Below are 15111 nucleotides of genomic sequence, written 5' to 3' on the forward strand. Positions count from 1 at the left end.
GCCATGACCGACACCAACGACACGATCCCGGAGATCGGTGAGAACCCGACCGACGCCGATCAGGCGGTCACCCCGATCGACACCCCGGTCGACGAGCGCGAGGACGGCGAGACCCGCCCGCGCCCGAACGAGACCGAGGGCTGCCCCGTCATCCACGGCGGCCAGCCGCATCCGACCACCGGCAACGCCAACAGCGTCTGGTGGCCGAACCAGCTGAACCTCAAGATCCTCGCCAAGAACCCGGCGGTCGCCAACCCGCTCGGTGAGGACTTCGACTACAAAGCGGCCTTCGAGTCGCTCGACCTGGCCGCGGTCAAGGCCGACATCGCCGAGACCCTCACCACGTCGCAGGACTGGTGGCCCGCCGACTTCGGCAACTACGGCCCGCTCATGATCCGCATGGCGTGGCACAGCGCCGGCACGTACCGCGTGACCGACGGCCGCGGCGGCGGCGGCGCCGGTCAGCAGCGCTTCGCACCGCTGAACAGCTGGCCCGACAACGTCAACCTCGACAAGGCGCGCCGCCTGCTCTGGCCGGTCAAGAAGAAGTACGGCCAGTCGCTGTCGTGGGCCGACCTCATGATCCTCGCGGGCAACGTGGCGCTCGAGTCGATGGGCTTCGAGACCTTCGGCTACGCCGGTGGACGTGCCGACGTGTGGGAGCCGGACGCCGACGTGTACTGGGGTCCCGAGACCACGTGGCTCGCCGACGAGCGCTACTCGGGCGACCGCGACCTCGAGCGCCCGCTCGCCGCCGTGCAGATGGGCCTCATCTACGTGAACCCGGAGGGCCCGAACGGCGAGCCCGACCCGCTGAAGTCGGCGCGCGACATCCGTGAGACGTTCGGCCGCATGGCGATGGACGACGAGGAGACCGTCGCGCTCATCGCCGGTGGTCACACCTTCGGCAAGACCCACGGCGCCGCGCCCGACACGAACGTCGGCGACAACCCCGAGGCCGCCGGCCTCGAGGAGCAGGGTCTCGGCTGGAAGAACGGCCACGGCACCGGCCACGGCGACGACACCATCACGTCGGGCCTCGAGGTGACGTGGACGTACCACCCGACGCGCTGGGACAACGAGTTCTTCCACATCCTCTACGCCTACGAGTGGGAGCTCATGCGCAGCCCGGGCGGCGGCCACCAGTGGCGCCCGATCAACGGCGGCGGCGCCGACATGGTGCCCATGGCGCACTCGAACGGCCGTCGCGAGCCCCGCATGCTCACGAGCGACCTCGCCCTGCGCACCGACCCCGCGTACGACGCGATCTCGCGGAAGTTCAAGGACGACCCCGAGGCGTTCGCCGACGCGTTCGCGCGCGCCTGGTTCAAGCTCACCCACCGCGACATGGGCCCGATCGAGCGCTACCTGGGCGCCGAGGTCCCCGCCGAGGAGCTGCTCTGGCAGGACCGCGTGCCCGCGGTCGACCACGAGCTCATCGACGCGGCGGACGCGGCGGCGCTGAAGGCGCAGATCCTCGACAGCGGGCTGAGCGTGTCGGAGCTCGTCGAGACCACGTGGGCGGCAGCATCCTCGTTCCGCGGCAGCGACAAACGCGGCGGCGTCAACGGCGCCCGCATCCGCCTCGCCCCGCAGAAGGACTGGGAGGTCAACAAGCCCGCCCAGCTCGCCACGGTGCTCGCGAAGCTCGAGCAGATCCAGGCGTCGTTCAACGACGGCCGCACCGACGGCAAGAAGGTGTCGCTGGCCGACCTCATCGTGCTCGCCGGCAACGCGGCGGTCGAGAAGGCGGCGAAGGACGCCGGCGTCGACGCCGAGGTGGTCTTCCACCCGGGCCGCACCGACGCCACGCAGGAGCAGACCGACGTCACGTCGTTCGCGTTCCTCGAGCCGACCACCGACGGATTCCGCAACTACTACGGACCGCAGGCGTTCATGCCCGAGGAGCACCACCTCATCGACCGCGCGAACCTGCTCACGCTGAGCGCGCCGGAGCTGACGGTGCTCGTCGGCGGCCTGCGCGTCCTCGGTGCGAACTGGGACGGCTCGGAGTACGGCGTGTTCACCGACCGCAAGGGCGAGCTCACGAACGACTTCTTCGTGAACCTGCTCGACCTCGGCACGACCTGGAAGCCGCTCGACCCGGGTGCGCACGCGTTCGCGGGCGTCAAGGACGGCTCGGGCGCGCCCGTGGGCATCGGCACGCGCGTCGACCTGCTGTTCTCGTCGAACTCGGAGCTGCGCGCCGTCGCCGAGGTCTACGCCTCGGACGACGCGAACGAGAAGTTCGTGCGCGACTTCGTGAAGGCCTGGGGCAAGGTCACCGAGCTCGACCGGTTCGACCTCGTCTGACACCCGCTGACCCGCAGAAGAGCGGCCCGTCCCCGAAAGGGGGCGGGCCGCTCTTCGTGGTGTGTGCGGTGATTACTTGACGCGCGCCTCGGCCGGCACCGGAGGCAGCGTGCCCTTGGGCTCGAAGAGCGCGCGGTGCAGGACGCCGGCGATGAGGCCGCCGACGATCGGGAACACGATGAACACCCAGAGCTGCGACAGCGGGCCGGGACCGCCGTAGATCGCGGCGGCGATCGAACGGGCCGGGTTCACCGACGTGTTGTCGATCGGGATCGAGATCAGATGGATGAGGGTCAGCGTGAGGCCGATCGCAAGCGGCGCGAGCGCCGCGGTGCCCCGCGTCGAGTGGGTGACGCCGAGGATGATGAGCACGAAGATCGCCGTCAGCAGAACCTCGGCGATGATCGCCGCGCCCAGCTCGAAGCCGCCCGGCGAGCCGAAGTCGCCGGTGCCGTAGCCGTTGGACGCGAAGCCGCTGTCCTGCGCGTTGGCGAGCCAGTTGTTCGTGCCGAAGATGCCGATCAGCACGATGAGCGTCGTGCCGAGGGCGCCGCCGATCACCTGCGCGATGATGTAGCCGATCGTGTTCTTCCACTCGAAGCGGCCGGCAGCGGCGAGGCCGAGCGTGATCGCAGGGTTGAAGTGGCCGCCGGAGATCGGCCCCCAGGCGTAGGCGCCCGCCACGACCGTCAGACCGAACGCGAGCGCGACGCCGACGAAGGCGATGCCCAGCGGATTGCCCTCGTCACCGGCCGGGAAGTTGGCCGCGAACAGCGCCGCGCCCACACCGCCGAAGACGAGCAGAAACGTTCCCAGAGCCTCCGCGACGAGCTTGTTCACCGTGGTGGGCGGGATGGTGGTATCCGACATGGCGGACTCCTTTCCTCGCCGCGAGGCTAGCGGCATCCTCAGCCGTTTCCCAGGAACCGCGTGCGGAGTGTCCGTGAACAACGCCTGATCTCCGCAAGTTTCCCGGGCGGTTCAGGCGGCGGTCGCCACCCGTTCGGGGTGGCGGATGCTGCTCCTCGACGTCTCAGAGACGACCGGCGGCCTTCAGCGCGAGGTAGCGGTCGGCGATGCGGGGCGGCAGGTCCTCGGGTGTCGCGGCGATCGCCTCGCCCCCGGCGCGGCCGATCGCCGCCGCAACGACGGCGGCGTCGTGGGCGCTCTGCTCGACGGCGGCGGCGCGGTACACATCGGCGGCGTCGGGGCGCTCCGGCAGCTCGTCCTGTTCGTCCGTGACCGTGCCGACCAGCACGTGCGCCCCCCGCGCGAGGGCGGGGAGCGACCCGAGGAATCCGCGCGCCGCCTCGGCGGCGTCCTGAGCGGTCAGGAGCACCACCAGGGACGGGCGGGAGGTGAGGGCGCGCACCTGCGCGAACGCGGCATCCCAGTCGGTGTCGATCAGCTGGGGTTCGACGGGCGCCATCGCGTCCACCAGCGCGGGCAGCAGACCGGGCCCGTCCACGCGTGTGACGCGGGCGCGGATCGTGCGGTCGAACATCAGCAGGTGCACGTGGTCGCCCGCCCGGGTGGCCAGCGCCGCGAGCAGCAGTGCGGCCTCCATCGCGGCATCCATCCGCACCCCGTCGCCGACGCGCGCGGCCGCCGTGCGCCCGGTGTCGATCACGATCACGACGTGCCGGTCGCGCTCGGGGCGCCACGTGCGCAGCATGGTCGTGCTGGCCCGCGCCGTCGCGCGCCAGTCGATCGATCGCACGTCGTCGCCCCGCACGTACTCGCGCAGGCTGTCGAACTCCGTGCCTTGGCCGCGCACCTGCACGCTGGTGTTGCCGTCGAGTTCCCGCAGCCGAGCGAGCCGCGATGGCAGATGACGTCGGGCGGTGAAGGGCGGCAGCACGCGCACGGCGCCGGGCTCGTCGAGGCGAGCCTGGCGTCCGGCGAGGCGCAGTGGTCCGTCCGACCGTACGACGACGAAGCGAGAGCGCAGCTCGCCGCGGCGCCGGGGGAGCAGCGGGACGGCGATGGTCCGGGCCTCGCCGGGCGGGATGACGACGGCCGGCCGTTCCGCAGGAGCGCCCGCCGTCGGCTGCCACGCGTCGCGGATGCGGCCCCGGAGCGTCCGCTCGCCGCCGTTGCGCAGGACGAGCTCGGCGACGACCGGCTGGCCGAGGAGCACGCGCCCCGGCATCCTTCGCGTCACCGCGATCCTGCGGGGATCCGGTGCCGCCGCGGCGTCGCCGAGCATCGCGACGAGGGACAGCAGCACCCACCCCGCCGCCGCGATCCACGCGTCGACGCCGGCCGCCGAGAGCAGCGCGACAGGCAGCGCTCCGACGGCGAGGAGCAGCGGCAGACGACCGGTGACGTACATGCGGCTCAGATCGGGACGCGGGTCTGCTGCAGCACCGAACCCAGCACGGCGTCGACGGACACGCCCTCGAGCTCGGCGTCGGGACGCAGCCGGATCCGATGGCGCCACGTCGGCAACAGCATCGTCTGGACATGGTCCGGAGTGATCGCCGGGTACCCGCCCAGCCATGCCCACGCCTTCGATGCCGCGAGCAGCGCGGTCGCCGCACGCGGGCTCACCCCGAGCTGCACCGAAGGGCTGCGGCGCGTGGCCTGCGCGAGATCCACCACGTAGCCGAGCACGTCGTCCGAGACGGTGACGGATGCCGCGGCCCGCTGTGCCGCCCGGATCTCGTCGGCGCTCGCCGCGCGGCGCAGCCCCGCGCCCGCGAGGTCGCGCGGGTCGAATCCGCTCGCGTGGCGACGCAGCACGGCGAGCTCGGCGTCCCGGGCCGGCACCTCCACGATGAGCTTCAGCAGGAACCGGTCGAGCTGCGCCTCGGGCAGCGTGTAGGTGCCCTCGTGCTCGATGGGGTTCTGGGTGGCCGCGACGAGGAACGGGTCGGGGAGGGGACGGGTCACGCCGTCGGTCGAGACCTGGCGCTCCTCCATCGCCTCGAGCAGAGCCGCCTGCGTCTTGGGCGGCGTGCGGTTGATCTCGTCCGCGAGCACGACGTTCGTGAAGACCGGGCCCGCGCGGAACTCGAACTCGCCCGTCTTCGCGTCATACACGAGCGACCCCGAGACATCGCCCGGCATGAGGTCGGGCGTGAACTGGATGCGCTTCGTGTCGAGACCCAGCGCCGTCGAGAACGCCCGGACGAGGAGGGTCTTCGCGACACCGGGCACCCCCTCGAGGAGCACGTGACCACGCGACAGCAGGGCGATCAGCAGGCCCGTCACCGTGCCGTCCTGCCCGACCACGGCCTTGCCCACCTCCAGGCGGACGCGGTTCATCGCCTCGCGCAGGGCGGCGTCGTCCAGGGGTGGGCGGTCTGTCGCGGCGGGCGCCTCGGTGCTCGCGGTGGCGGGCGTGTCCGTCATCGGGGACTCCTTTCGGGGCGGACGGCCGTGCGCACGGCGTCCTCGAGATCTCTCAAGCGTGTGCTCAGGGCGACGAGATCCGCGTCGCTGCGGGGGATGTCGTCGATCAGGATGCCGCGCGCGATCCTCCGGTCGAGCCCGGTGCGGCCCGCGGCGGCGTCGGCGATCTCGGGGGCGGCGGCGTTCGCGCCGAGGCCGAGGAGGGCGGCGATGCGCCGCAGCCCGCCGATGCGCAGGCGGTCCGCCGCGTGCAGCGGATCGCCGGCGCGCGCGTAGAGGCGGGCGCGGCCCTCGGTCGTCTCGGAGGCGCGCACGGTCACGGGCAGGGTCTCCGCGACGAGCGGGCCGAACCGGCGGCCGCGCCAGACGCCCGCGGCGATGCCTGCGATCAGGAGGAGGACGATGACCGCGCTCACCCAGGGCGGCGTGAGGTCGCCGAGCGAGGGGTTCGCGTTCGCCAGGTCGGTGTCGCCGGGATTCGGGACGTACCAGACGACGAGTGGATGCCGCCCCAGCAGGTTCACCGCGAGCGCGGCGTTGCCGTTCTCGGCGAGGTGCTCGTTGGCGAAGAGCGGCCGGGCGTCGACCGCGGCGACGCGGCCGTCATCGGCGGAGCGCACGACGAGACCGGAGCCGGCTCCCGCCGGGTAGCACGCCTCGGCATCGCCCGCGCTGTAGACCGCCCCCGGGGCGACGGCACCGGCGCGCAGCGCCGCGTCGACATCGCAGTCGGGCTCGATCGCCGTGTCGGGGGCGACCCCGGCGGGCGCGGCGCCTGGGAGCAGGAGATCGAGCGTGCGGGCCCGTGGCTCGATGAGCACGATGTCGGTCGCGTCGGCGGCGAGGTCGGCGATCGCGTCGTCCGAGAGGGCCGGCGCGTCCGGGAGGACGAGGGTCGCAGGCTCCGTGCCCAGAATCTCCGATGCGGCCGCGCGATCGCGCACCACCTCCACGTCGACGCCGTGGTCGCGCAGGATCTCGGCGAGAGCGCGCGTGCCGCCAGGGCCGGTCGAGTCCGGGTCGAGCGCGTCGCGCTGCGCCCACTGGTTCGCCGCCGACACCGCCCCGCCGATCCCGCCGATCACGAGCAGCGCGAGCCCGATCGAGACCCACGCCGCGATCCGGCGGCCGCGCCGGGGCCCAGCATCCGGAGCCGACGTCTCCCGCGGGGTCGCCGTCGCTGTGCTCACGCGGGGACCTCCTCGCGGATGACCGGGCGGGCCGCGACGACGGCGTCGTCGGCGGACTCGACGAGACGGTAGAGGTCCTCGCTCCCCGGACGCCGCAGGTACCGGACGTCGTCGAACGCGGTGGCCGCGGCTTCGAGCCGGGGCTCGAGCGCGGGGAAGGCCGCGCCGGCGGCTCGAGCGAAGGCGTGCACGGTCGCACCGGGCGGCGGGTCGACGACACCGCGTTCGAGGCAGCCGCGGGCGAGGGCGCGGAAGCGCAGCACGATCGCCGCGTCCCAGTCCGCCGCGCGGGCGCGCTCGGCGGCGGCCGCCCGGAGTTCGGCGGCGGAGCGGTGCTCGGCCTCGCCGAACAGCAGCGGCGTCCGCGAGGCGGCACGCCGGGTCACCCGCGGCACGCCCCACAGCAGGAAAGCCGCGACGATGACGACGGCGACGACGATCGCGGCGACGAGCGCGAAGGTCGAGCCCCAGCCGCCCGAGAGGTCCGGGTTCAACAGCGACGCGATGAAGTCGCCGACGGCGCGCGCGATGCGGTCGAACGGCGTCGGCTCGGCGATGTCGTAGGCCGGGTCCGACAGCTCCTGCTCCGCCCACCGCCGCGCTTCGTCACCGTCCGGCGTGAGCGGCGGGACGGCGTCGGACGCGCGCGCGAGTGCGCGCAGAGCGGCAGGGATCAGGCCCACGGCGACTCGCGGTCGGCGCCGTCGGGTGCGGCGCCGGGGGCGGTCCAGCGGGTGGAGGAGGGCTCGTCCGCGGGCGCCGGGGTTGCCGGGTCTGCGGAGGGCGGAGCGACAGGCGGCTGCGCGGGCGCCGGGGCTGCGGGGCGGTCGGCGGGCGCACCGTACGCCGGCTGCGCAGGCGCACCGTAGGCAGGCGGCGCCGGGGCGCCGTATACAGGCTGCGCCGGTGCACCGTACCCGGTCGGCGCGCCGTAACCCGGCTGGGCCGGTGCACCGTACCCGGTCGGCGCGTCGTAACCCGGCTGGGCCGGTGCGCCGTAGCCGGGCGGCACGCCGTAGCCCGGCTGGGTGCCGTACCGTGCGGGTGGCCCGTAACCCGGCTGCGCCGGTGCGGTGGAGAACACCGCGCCCGCTGGCGGGTACCCCGGGGTCGCATATCCGGGCGGGTACGGCGCGTAACCGGGCGCCGGGTATGCCCCGGGAACGCCCCGCGGCGCGATCTCGCGACCGATGTGCTCGCGGTACGGATCCGCGAGGGCGGTGGCTCCGGCATCCCGGCGCTCCACGTACGCGAGCAGGTCGAGGTCGAGCCCTTCCCGCCGCATGCGGCAGTCGATGTAGATGAGAGCGGTCGCGGTCGACTGCACGACGACGGCGACGGACTGCAGGAGCAGTGTGAGCACCTGCGTGAGGAGCGTCGCCGCGATGAAGCCGATGATGGCCGTCGGCTCGGGATCGCCTGTGGGGGCGATGATCGTCGTCAGCCCCATCGAGAGGAAGCTCATCGGCAGGCTCACCACCTGCGCGACGGCGGCGAAGATGACGCTGATCACGATGATGATGCCGAGGGCCGGCCAGAAGCGCCGGCGCGTGAGGGTCCACGAGCGCGACAGCGCCTGGAGGATCGTGGCGTGCTCGACGATGATGGCTGCCGGCACCAGCAGGAGCTTGATCATCAGCCACCACGTGAGGGGGATCGCGGCGAGGATCACGAGGATCGTCAGCAGGATCGCCGCCGGCGGTGCCGCGATCGCGATGCCGACGATCCCGAGCACGACCACCGCGACGACCGCGACGACCGCCAGGACGACGAGCAGCGAGTAGCCGATGAGGCGCCACGCGATCGGCTTGACCTGACGCCAGAGCGCGCCGAGGGTCTGCTTCTCGGCGACGGCCGCGTGCGTCACCTCGACGACGACGATGCCCTGCACGATGACGCTGAGCGCGCCCGCTGCGAGCGACAGCACGATGCCGGCGACGGCGGTGAGCGCGATCGACCCCGCCAGGACGGTGTCGTACTCCTCGGTGCCCGGCCGCAGTGTGTCGAGGCGCGAGAACGTCGCCCACCCGATGGCGAGCACACCGCCGAGGACGACGATGTACGCGAGCGTCTGCACGACGAGCGCGAAGCCCAGCAGCACGCGCGGGTTCTGCCGAAGGGCCGAGAACGAGCGGCCCAGGATCGTGCCGAACGACAGCGGGTGCAGCGGGATGATCCCGGGGCGTGACGCCGGCGTCCAGGCCGGGTATGCGGACACGATTCCCCTCTCGGTCGGCGGCGCGTCGTGGGCTGTGCGGCGCGTCGGCCGCGCCCTCAGGACGGCGCTTGCCCCTATCGTTCCACATCGGAAGGATGCCGCAGCCGCCGTGTGGATGAGCCTCTCGGTGTCCGTTCGGGCGAGCTTCGGCCGGTCCACAGCCCTGGTCGACTACTCTGTGGGAAGCGCACGGGGACGCGCACGTCGTCCTCTGCGCCTGGACAGAAGGAACGAACGCGCGCGATGACTTCACGCATCCTGGTGGTCGACGATGACACCGCCCTTGCCGAGATGATCGGGATCGTGCTGCGCACGGAGGGATTCGAGACGGTCTTCTGCGCGGACGGTGCCGAGGCCGTCGACGCGTGGCGCACCGAGCGCCCCGACCTCATCCTCCTCGACCTGATGCTGCCGGGCATGGACGGCATCGAGATCTGCACCCGGATCCGCGCGGAGTCCGGCATCCCGATCATCATGCTCACCGCCCGCACCGACACCGCCGATGTCGTGAAGGGCCTCGAGTCGGGCGCCGACGACTACATCGTCAAGCCGTTCAACCCGAAGGAGCTCGTCGCCCGCATCCGCACCCGCCTGCGCCCGGCGAGCCAGCCGGCGAACGACTCGCTGCGGATCGGCGACCTCACCGTCGACGTCGCCGCGCACGAGGTGCGCCGCGGCGACGGGCCGATCGCCCTGACGCCCCTCGAATTCGAGCTGCTCGTCGCCCTGGCATCCAAGCCGCAGCAGGTGTTCTCGCGCGAGATGCTGCTCGAGCAGGTGTGGGGCTACCACTACAAGGCCGACACGCGCCTGGTGAACGTGCACGTGCAGCGGTTGCGGGCGAAGGTCGAGAAGGACCCCGACAACCCCAAGATCGTGACGACCGTGCGCGGTGTCGGATACCGCGCCGGCGCCGTCGTCTAGACGGCCATGACCGCGCCCATCACGGCCGTGACGCCGGCGCGCGCCCGCGTCCGGTGGTGGCGCCTCTGGCGCGCATGGCCGGGGGACATCGCGGGCCTCTGGCGGCGCTCGCTCCGGTTCCGCACGATCCTCGTCACGATCGGCCTCACGGCGCTCGCCGTCGTGATCGCGTGCGTGTGGATGGCCCTCGCCATCCAGAACGACCTGTTCGCCTCCCGCAAGGACCAGGTGCTGATCGACGCCGAGCAGGCGCGCGCCGCCGCGCAGCGCACCCTCGACGCCTCGGTGCAGAACGACTCCATCCAGCTGCAGAACGTCATGACCCTGGCGTTCACGGCGCTCCGCGACCAGTCGTCGGCCACGATCGTGGGCGCCTACCGCATCGGCCCCCTCGTGCCCAACGCGCCGCAGGACTTCAGCACCAACGAAGAGGTGATGAACGAGCTGCTGACCCCTCCGATGCGGGCACTCGTGCGCACCAACCCCGACCAGCAGATCTGGCAGCCCGTCGCGCTTCCCGTCGGTGACGACTCCACGGTCCCCGGCATACTGGTGGGCCAGCAGCTCACGATCGACAATGTCGCGTCGTACGAGCTCTATCTCGCCTACGACCTCGCCAACGCCCCGGAGACGCTCACGTTCGTGCAGCGGACCCTGTGGGTGGTCGGCATCGGTCTCGTCCTCCTGATCAGCGGCATCGCGTGGTTCGTGCTGAGATCCGTGACGACCCCGATCAGCGAGGCCGCCGACACCAGCGCCAAGCTCGCATCCGGGCGCCTCGACGTGCGTCTGGAGGTGCGCGGCGAGGACGAGCTCGCGACGCTCGGCCGGTCGTTCAACGCCATGGCCGACAGCATGGAGTCGCAGATCAAGGAGCTCGCCGACCTCTCGCTCGTGCAGCAGCGCTTCGTCTCCGACGTGTCGCACGAGCTGCGCACCCCGATGACGACGATCCGCCTCGCCGCCGACATGATCAACGACCAGCGCGAGGACTTCGACCCGGCCACCGCACGCGCGGCCGAGCTGCTGAATGCGCAGGTGCAGCGATTCGAGACCCTCCTCACCGACCTCCTCGAGATCAGCCGGTACGACGCGGGCTCCGTCCAGCTCGAACTCGAACCGACGAGCCTCGCCCACCTCGCGGAAGACGTGATCGGCTCGATGCAGCAGCTCGCGGAGCAGCATGGCACCGACGTCCGCCTGGTGGCGCCGGGGGGATATTCCCCCGTCGACATGGACCCACGGCGCGTGCGCCGCGTGGTGCGCAACCTGCTCGGCAACGCGATCGAGCACGGCGAGGGCCGGCCCATCGTGGTCAGCGTGGACAGCAACCAGCAGGCCGTCGCCATCGGCGTGCGCGACTACGGCATGGGGATGAAACCCGAGGACGTCGAGCACGTCTTCGACCGCTTCTGGCGCGCCGATCCCTCGCGCAAGCGCACGATCGGCGGCACGGGCCTCGGCCTGTCGATCGCGCTCGGCGACGCGAAGCTCCACGGCGGCGAACTGGCGGTGTGGTCCGAGGTCGGCCGCGGCACGAACTTCGTCCTCACCCTCCCGAGACAGGCGGTGCCGCTCGCGGGGGAGTCGCCGATCCCCGTCGATCCGGGCGACGACGCGGTCGCCGCCCTCGATGACCTCGGCCTCACCACACCGATCGATCTGCCGCCGGGCGCCGCGACCGACACGGATGCCGGCACCCGAGGAGGATCCGCATGACCCGGGTACGCGGCATCCTGGCCCTCATCCTCGCGCTGTGCGCGGTCGTCGTGACCGGCTGCGCGGGCTTTCCCACGAGCGGGCCGCCGGAGTACGGGCTCGAGAACGGCAACACCGGCAACGGATCGCAGAACGTCGTGTTCATCCCGAACCGGCCGCAGCCGGGTGCCACGCCGCAGCAGATCGTCGAGGGGTTCATCGATGCCGGATCCGGCCCGGGCGTCCTGGGCAACTGGGCCGTGGCCCAGGAGTTCCTGGCACCGTCGCTGCGTGGCACCTGGAACCCGGACGCCCAGGTGATCGTGGATGAGCGAGCCGAGAGGGACTACGTCGAGACCGGCGAGGGCGTCGTCGACTTCGCATCGGAGGTCGTGGGCTCGGTCGACGACAAGGGCGCCTATCAGCGAGCCGACCTGTCGCCGGCGAGCTGGACCTTCCGCCTCGAACAGCAGGACGACGGCGAATGGCGCATCACCGAGGCGCCCGACGGCATCTGGCTCGACGAGGCGCAGTTCCCGCAGGTGTTCCACCGCTATCCGCTGATGTACTTCGACCCGTCGTACCAGTACCTCGTGCCCGACGTCCGGTGGTTCGCGGTGACGAAGGCGGCGGGGAGCATCGCCAACGCGCTCGTGAACAAGCCCAAGAGCGAGTGGCTGGAGGAGTCGGTCGAGACCGCGTTCCCCGACGGGGTGTCGGAGGTCGCGGTGGTGCCCACGGCGGACGCGGGCGTCTCCGACGTCGCCCTCAAGGGCGACGCGATGCTGGCCGCGAGCAGCGACGACCGCAATCGCATGCTCACGCAGCTCGAAGAGAGCCTGCGGGCCGCCGGCGTCGCCGAGGTCGTGATGACCGTGGACTCCGCCCCGATCGAGGCGCAGCCCGTCGCCGTGCGCTCCACCCGCGTGCCGGCCACGCCCCTGGTGCTGACGCAGGCCGGATTCGGATTCCTCACGGGCGACGAGATCGACAAGATCCCCGGCCTCTCGGCTGCCGTCGAAGCTGCGTCGCCGCTGAGCGTGCAGGTCGGGGCCGAGCGGGACCTCGCCGCAGCGCGCCTCGCCTCGGGAGCGGTGGTGCGGCTGAACTCCGCCGGCACCGAGCCCGAGGTGCTGGACACCCGGCCGGGACTGGTCGATCCGGTGATCGACCAGTACGGGGTGGTGTGGAGTGTTCCTCAGGACGACCCGGCTGCGCTGCGGGCGTACCTGCCGAACGGCGATGTGATCGAGGTCGCCGACGCGTGGGGTGAAGGAACCGCCATCGCCGGCATGGCGCTGTCGCGAGACGGTACGCGCCTCGCCGCCGTGGTGAGCGCGGGCGGGCGCTCGGTGGTGGCGGTGGCCGGTGTCATCCGCGACGACATCGCCCCGGTGCGCCTCGGTCAGCCGTTGCAGCTCGCCGTCGCGGGTGGTGCGGTGGTCGGCGTCACGCGGATCGGCGTCACGTGGATCGACGACGTCTCGGTCGGCGTGCTGACCAGCGGCGCCGACGCCGACTCGACGGTCATCGAGCAGGTCGTCGGCGCGCCGACCTCCACCTCGACGGCACCGTCGGCCATGGCCTCGATCGCCGGGGGAAGCGGGATCTCGAGTCTGCGGCTGCGGGCCGAGGACGGCACGCTCTATGTCAAGCGCGGCACGAGCTGGCAGCCCACCGCGACGGGGATCGGGGTCCTCGCGACCCAGCAGGGCGCGCCGCAGTAGGGGGTTCCTCCCCAGGGCTGTGCCGGCGCCGGTGGTCCACCGATCCGGGATGCGGGAGCCGACACCGCAGCGCGCCTCCGAGATGCTGAGGCGGTGATGCCGGAGATCCTCGTCGCCGTGCGGGAGGCGTGCGCCGATGCGCTCGCGCTCCTGCTTCCCGTCTCGTGCGCGGGGTGCGACGAGCCCGACGTCGCCCTCTGCGAGCGCTGTGCGCTCGCCCTCGCTCCCGACCCCCGGAGGCAGCTCATCGAGGCCCCGGGCGGCTCTGTCGCGGTGTGGAGCGGCCTGGCCTTCGAGGGGGTCGCGGCGCGCGTCCTGCGCGCGATCAAGGAGGAAGGGCGCACGAGCCTGGCCGAAGCACTCGCCCCGGCGCTCACGGCGGCGCTGGTACACGCCGATGCCGGAGACGCCGTGTGCGTGCCCCTGCCGACCTCGCGCCAGGCGTATCGCCGACGCGGCTACCGCGTGCCCGATCTGCTGGTGCGTCGCATCGGCCGGCGGCCGAGCCGACTGCTCCGGTACGCCCGTCGCACCGGGGATCAGCGCGGGCTCGACCGGGACGCCCGCGCGCGGAACGTCGCGCAGAGCCTCGTGGCCACGGGCGGCGCGGGGCGGCGGGTCGTGGTCGTCGACGACGTCGTGACGACCGGTGCGAGCCTCGCCGAAGCGGTCCGCGCACTGCGTGCGGAGGGCGCCGACGTGGTGGCGGCGATCACCGTCGCAGCCACTCCGCGGAGGCGTCCCACGCGTCGGTGAACGGCTTCCCGACGCAATCGAAACTCACAGGTGACAGAGTCCGAACGCCCGGCTAGCGTGGGGGTGACAAGGCGACTGATGGTCCGCCCTTGGCCGGGCGGACCGGAACAAGGAGGTCAAGGATGGAAACCAGCATCGTCGGCGTGGGAGTGGGGATCACAGATCGCTTCCGCGGTGTCGTCGAGGAGAAGGCCCTCCGCATCGAGAACCTCGCGCCCCGCGCTCAACGCGTGGAGGTCAAGGTCACGCACCGGGCGTATCACAACGGTCGCATGGAGGATGAGACCGTCGAACTCACCGTCAACGGCAAGGGGCCCGTCATCCGGGCCGAGGCGACGGACGGCGACAAGTTCACCGCCCTCGACCTCGCGGTCGACAAGCTGTGCGAGCAGCTGCGCCGCGCGAAGGACAAGCGCGTCGACGCGCGCAACCACCCCCGCGGCGCCAAGTTCGAGAAGGGCAGCGGCGCGCTCCAGGGGATCGATCTGCAGCCCGCATCCGTCGACGTGCTCCGCGCCGTCGCCACCGGCGAGATCCCCATCATCACGGGCAACGAGGAGGAAGAGGGCTACACGCCCGTCGTCATCCGCACGAAGGAGTTCCACCCCGAATGGATGTCGGTGGAGGAGGCCGTCGACCGCATGGAACTGGTCGGCCATGACTTCTTCCTCTTCATCGACGCCCGCACCGACCACCCGAGCGTCGTGTACCGCCGCAAGGGCTGGGACTACGGCGTGATCTCGCTCACCACGCAGACGCAGCCGGACGAACTGGCGTCCTGACACGTACTCCGAGGGGTGGGGGGGGGGGGGGCGGCGCCCCCCCCCCCCCCCCCCCCCCCCCCCCCCCCGCCCCCCCCCCCCCCCCCCGGGGGGGGGGGGGGGGGTCCCGCGGCAACCACCGCCCGGGCGGCCCCGCCGCCCCCCCC

12 protein-coding genes are annotated in these 15111 nt (G+C 72.3%); 6 read left to right on the forward strand and 6 right to left on the reverse strand.

What is annotated here, in order from left to right:
• Positions 1–3: 3 nt before the first annotated feature.
• On the forward strand, positions 4–2313 hold the full coding sequence (katG, locus tag ACFVSU_RS20715; RefSeq protein WP_387147521.1) for a catalase/peroxidase HPI: 2310 nt from the start codon (positions 4–6) through the stop codon (positions 2311–2313).
• A gap of 72 nt (positions 2314–2385) precedes the next feature.
• Here katG and aqpZ read toward each other — a convergent pair whose 3' ends face one another.
• From aqpZ to ACFVSU_RS20745, 6 genes are all read right to left on the reverse strand, one after another.
• Positions 2386–3183, reverse strand: a complete 798-nt coding sequence (aqpZ, locus tag ACFVSU_RS20720) for an aquaporin Z (RefSeq protein ID WP_387147524.1) — start codon at positions 3181–3183, stop codon at positions 2386–2388.
• 163 nt (positions 3184–3346) lie between these two features.
• Positions 3347–4648, reverse strand: a complete 1302-nt coding sequence (locus tag ACFVSU_RS20725; RefSeq protein WP_387147527.1) for a DUF58 domain-containing protein — start codon at positions 4646–4648, stop codon at positions 3347–3349.
• 5 nt (positions 4649–4653) lie between these two features.
• Positions 4654–5670 carry a MoxR family ATPase gene (locus ACFVSU_RS20730; RefSeq protein ID WP_056370478.1) on the reverse strand — a complete coding sequence of 339 codons (1017 nt, stop codon included), beginning with the start codon at positions 5668–5670 and terminating at the stop codon, positions 4654–4656.
• On the reverse strand, positions 5667–6860 hold the full coding sequence (locus ACFVSU_RS20735; protein ID WP_387147530.1) for a DUF4350 domain-containing protein: 1194 nt from the start codon (positions 6858–6860) through the stop codon (positions 5667–5669). Before ACFVSU_RS20735 ends, ACFVSU_RS20730 begins: the two co-directional genes overlap by 4 nt.
• Entirely contained in the window at positions 6857–7543 is a 687-nt protein-coding gene (locus ACFVSU_RS20740) for a DUF4129 domain-containing protein (protein WP_387147533.1), read from the reverse strand. Before ACFVSU_RS20740 ends, ACFVSU_RS20735 begins: the two co-directional genes overlap by 4 nt.
• Positions 7534–9078, reverse strand: coding sequence for a glycerophosphoryl diester phosphodiesterase membrane domain-containing protein (locus ACFVSU_RS20745; protein WP_387147536.1), 1545 nt, complete (start codon positions 9076–9078; stop codon positions 7534–7536). Before ACFVSU_RS20745 ends, ACFVSU_RS20740 begins: the two co-directional genes overlap by 10 nt.
• 243 nt (positions 9079–9321) lie before the next feature.
• Here ACFVSU_RS20745 and mtrA point away from each other — a divergent pair, with 243 nt between their 5' ends.
• The 5 genes from mtrA (at position 9322) to hpf (ending at position 14965) form a co-directional block, all read left to right on the forward strand.
• The gene (gene mtrA, locus ACFVSU_RS20750) at positions 9322–10002 is read left to right on the forward strand and encodes an MtrAB system response regulator MtrA (RefSeq protein ID WP_045297395.1); all 681 of its coding nucleotides are present in this window, start codon (positions 9322–9324) and stop codon (positions 10000–10002) included.
• Positions 10003–10008: 6 nt separating this feature from the next.
• Complete coding sequence (mtrB, locus tag ACFVSU_RS20755) at positions 10009–11721, forward strand: MtrAB system histidine kinase MtrB (protein WP_387147539.1); 1713 nt, start codon at positions 10009–10011, stop codon at positions 11719–11721.
• Positions 11718–13427, forward strand: a complete 1710-nt coding sequence (locus ACFVSU_RS20760; RefSeq protein WP_387147542.1) for an LpqB family beta-propeller domain-containing protein — start codon at positions 11718–11720, stop codon at positions 13425–13427. Before mtrB ends, ACFVSU_RS20760 begins: the two co-directional genes overlap by 4 nt.
• Before the next feature lie 96 nt (positions 13428–13523).
• Positions 13524–14183 (forward strand): ComF family protein, encoded by a 660-nt coding sequence (locus ACFVSU_RS20765; RefSeq protein ID WP_387147608.1) that lies wholly within the window; start codon positions 13524–13526, stop codon positions 14181–14183.
• Positions 14184–14305: 122 nt separating this feature from the next.
• Positions 14306–14965 (forward strand): ribosome hibernation-promoting factor, HPF/YfiA family, encoded by a 660-nt coding sequence (gene hpf, locus ACFVSU_RS20770; protein ID WP_310289407.1) that lies wholly within the window; start codon positions 14306–14308, stop codon positions 14963–14965.
• The last annotated feature ends 146 nt before the right edge of the window (positions 14966–15111 follow it).

It is taken from the genome of Microbacterium sp. NPDC058062, assembly GCF_042885375.1.
In the GTDB taxonomy this organism is placed as follows: domain Bacteria; phylum Actinomycetota; class Actinomycetes; order Actinomycetales; family Microbacteriaceae; genus Microbacterium; species Microbacterium trichothecenolyticum_C.

Excerpts from the sequence above, each read along its gene's own strand:
- katG (WP_387147521.1), top strand. The coding sequence starts at position 4 with ATGACCGACACCAACGACACGATCCCGGAGATCGGTGAGAACCCGACC.
- aqpZ (WP_387147524.1), bottom strand. The coding sequence starts at position 3,183 with ATGTCGGATACCACCATCCCGCCCACCACGGTGAACAAGCTCGTCGCG.
- ACFVSU_RS20725 (WP_387147527.1), bottom strand. The coding sequence starts at position 4,648 with ATGTACGTCACCGGTCGTCTGCCGCTGCTCCTCGCCGTCGGAGCGCTG.
- ACFVSU_RS20730 (WP_056370478.1), bottom strand. The coding sequence starts at position 5,670 with ATGACGGACACGCCCGCCACCGCGAGCACCGAGGCGCCCGCCGCGACA.
- mtrA (WP_045297395.1), top strand. The coding sequence starts at position 9,322 with ATGACTTCACGCATCCTGGTGGTCGACGATGACACCGCCCTTGCCGAG.
- mtrB (WP_387147539.1), top strand. The coding sequence starts at position 10,009 with ATGACCGCGCCCATCACGGCCGTGACGCCGGCGCGCGCCCGCGTCCGG.
- ACFVSU_RS20760 (WP_387147542.1), top strand. The coding sequence starts at position 11,718 with ATGACCCGGGTACGCGGCATCCTGGCCCTCATCCTCGCGCTGTGCGCG.
- ACFVSU_RS20765 (WP_387147608.1), top strand. The coding sequence starts at position 13,524 with ATGCCGGAGATCCTCGTCGCCGTGCGGGAGGCGTGCGCCGATGCGCTC.
- hpf (WP_310289407.1), top strand. The coding sequence starts at position 14,306 with ATGGAAACCAGCATCGTCGGCGTGGGAGTGGGGATCACAGATCGCTTC.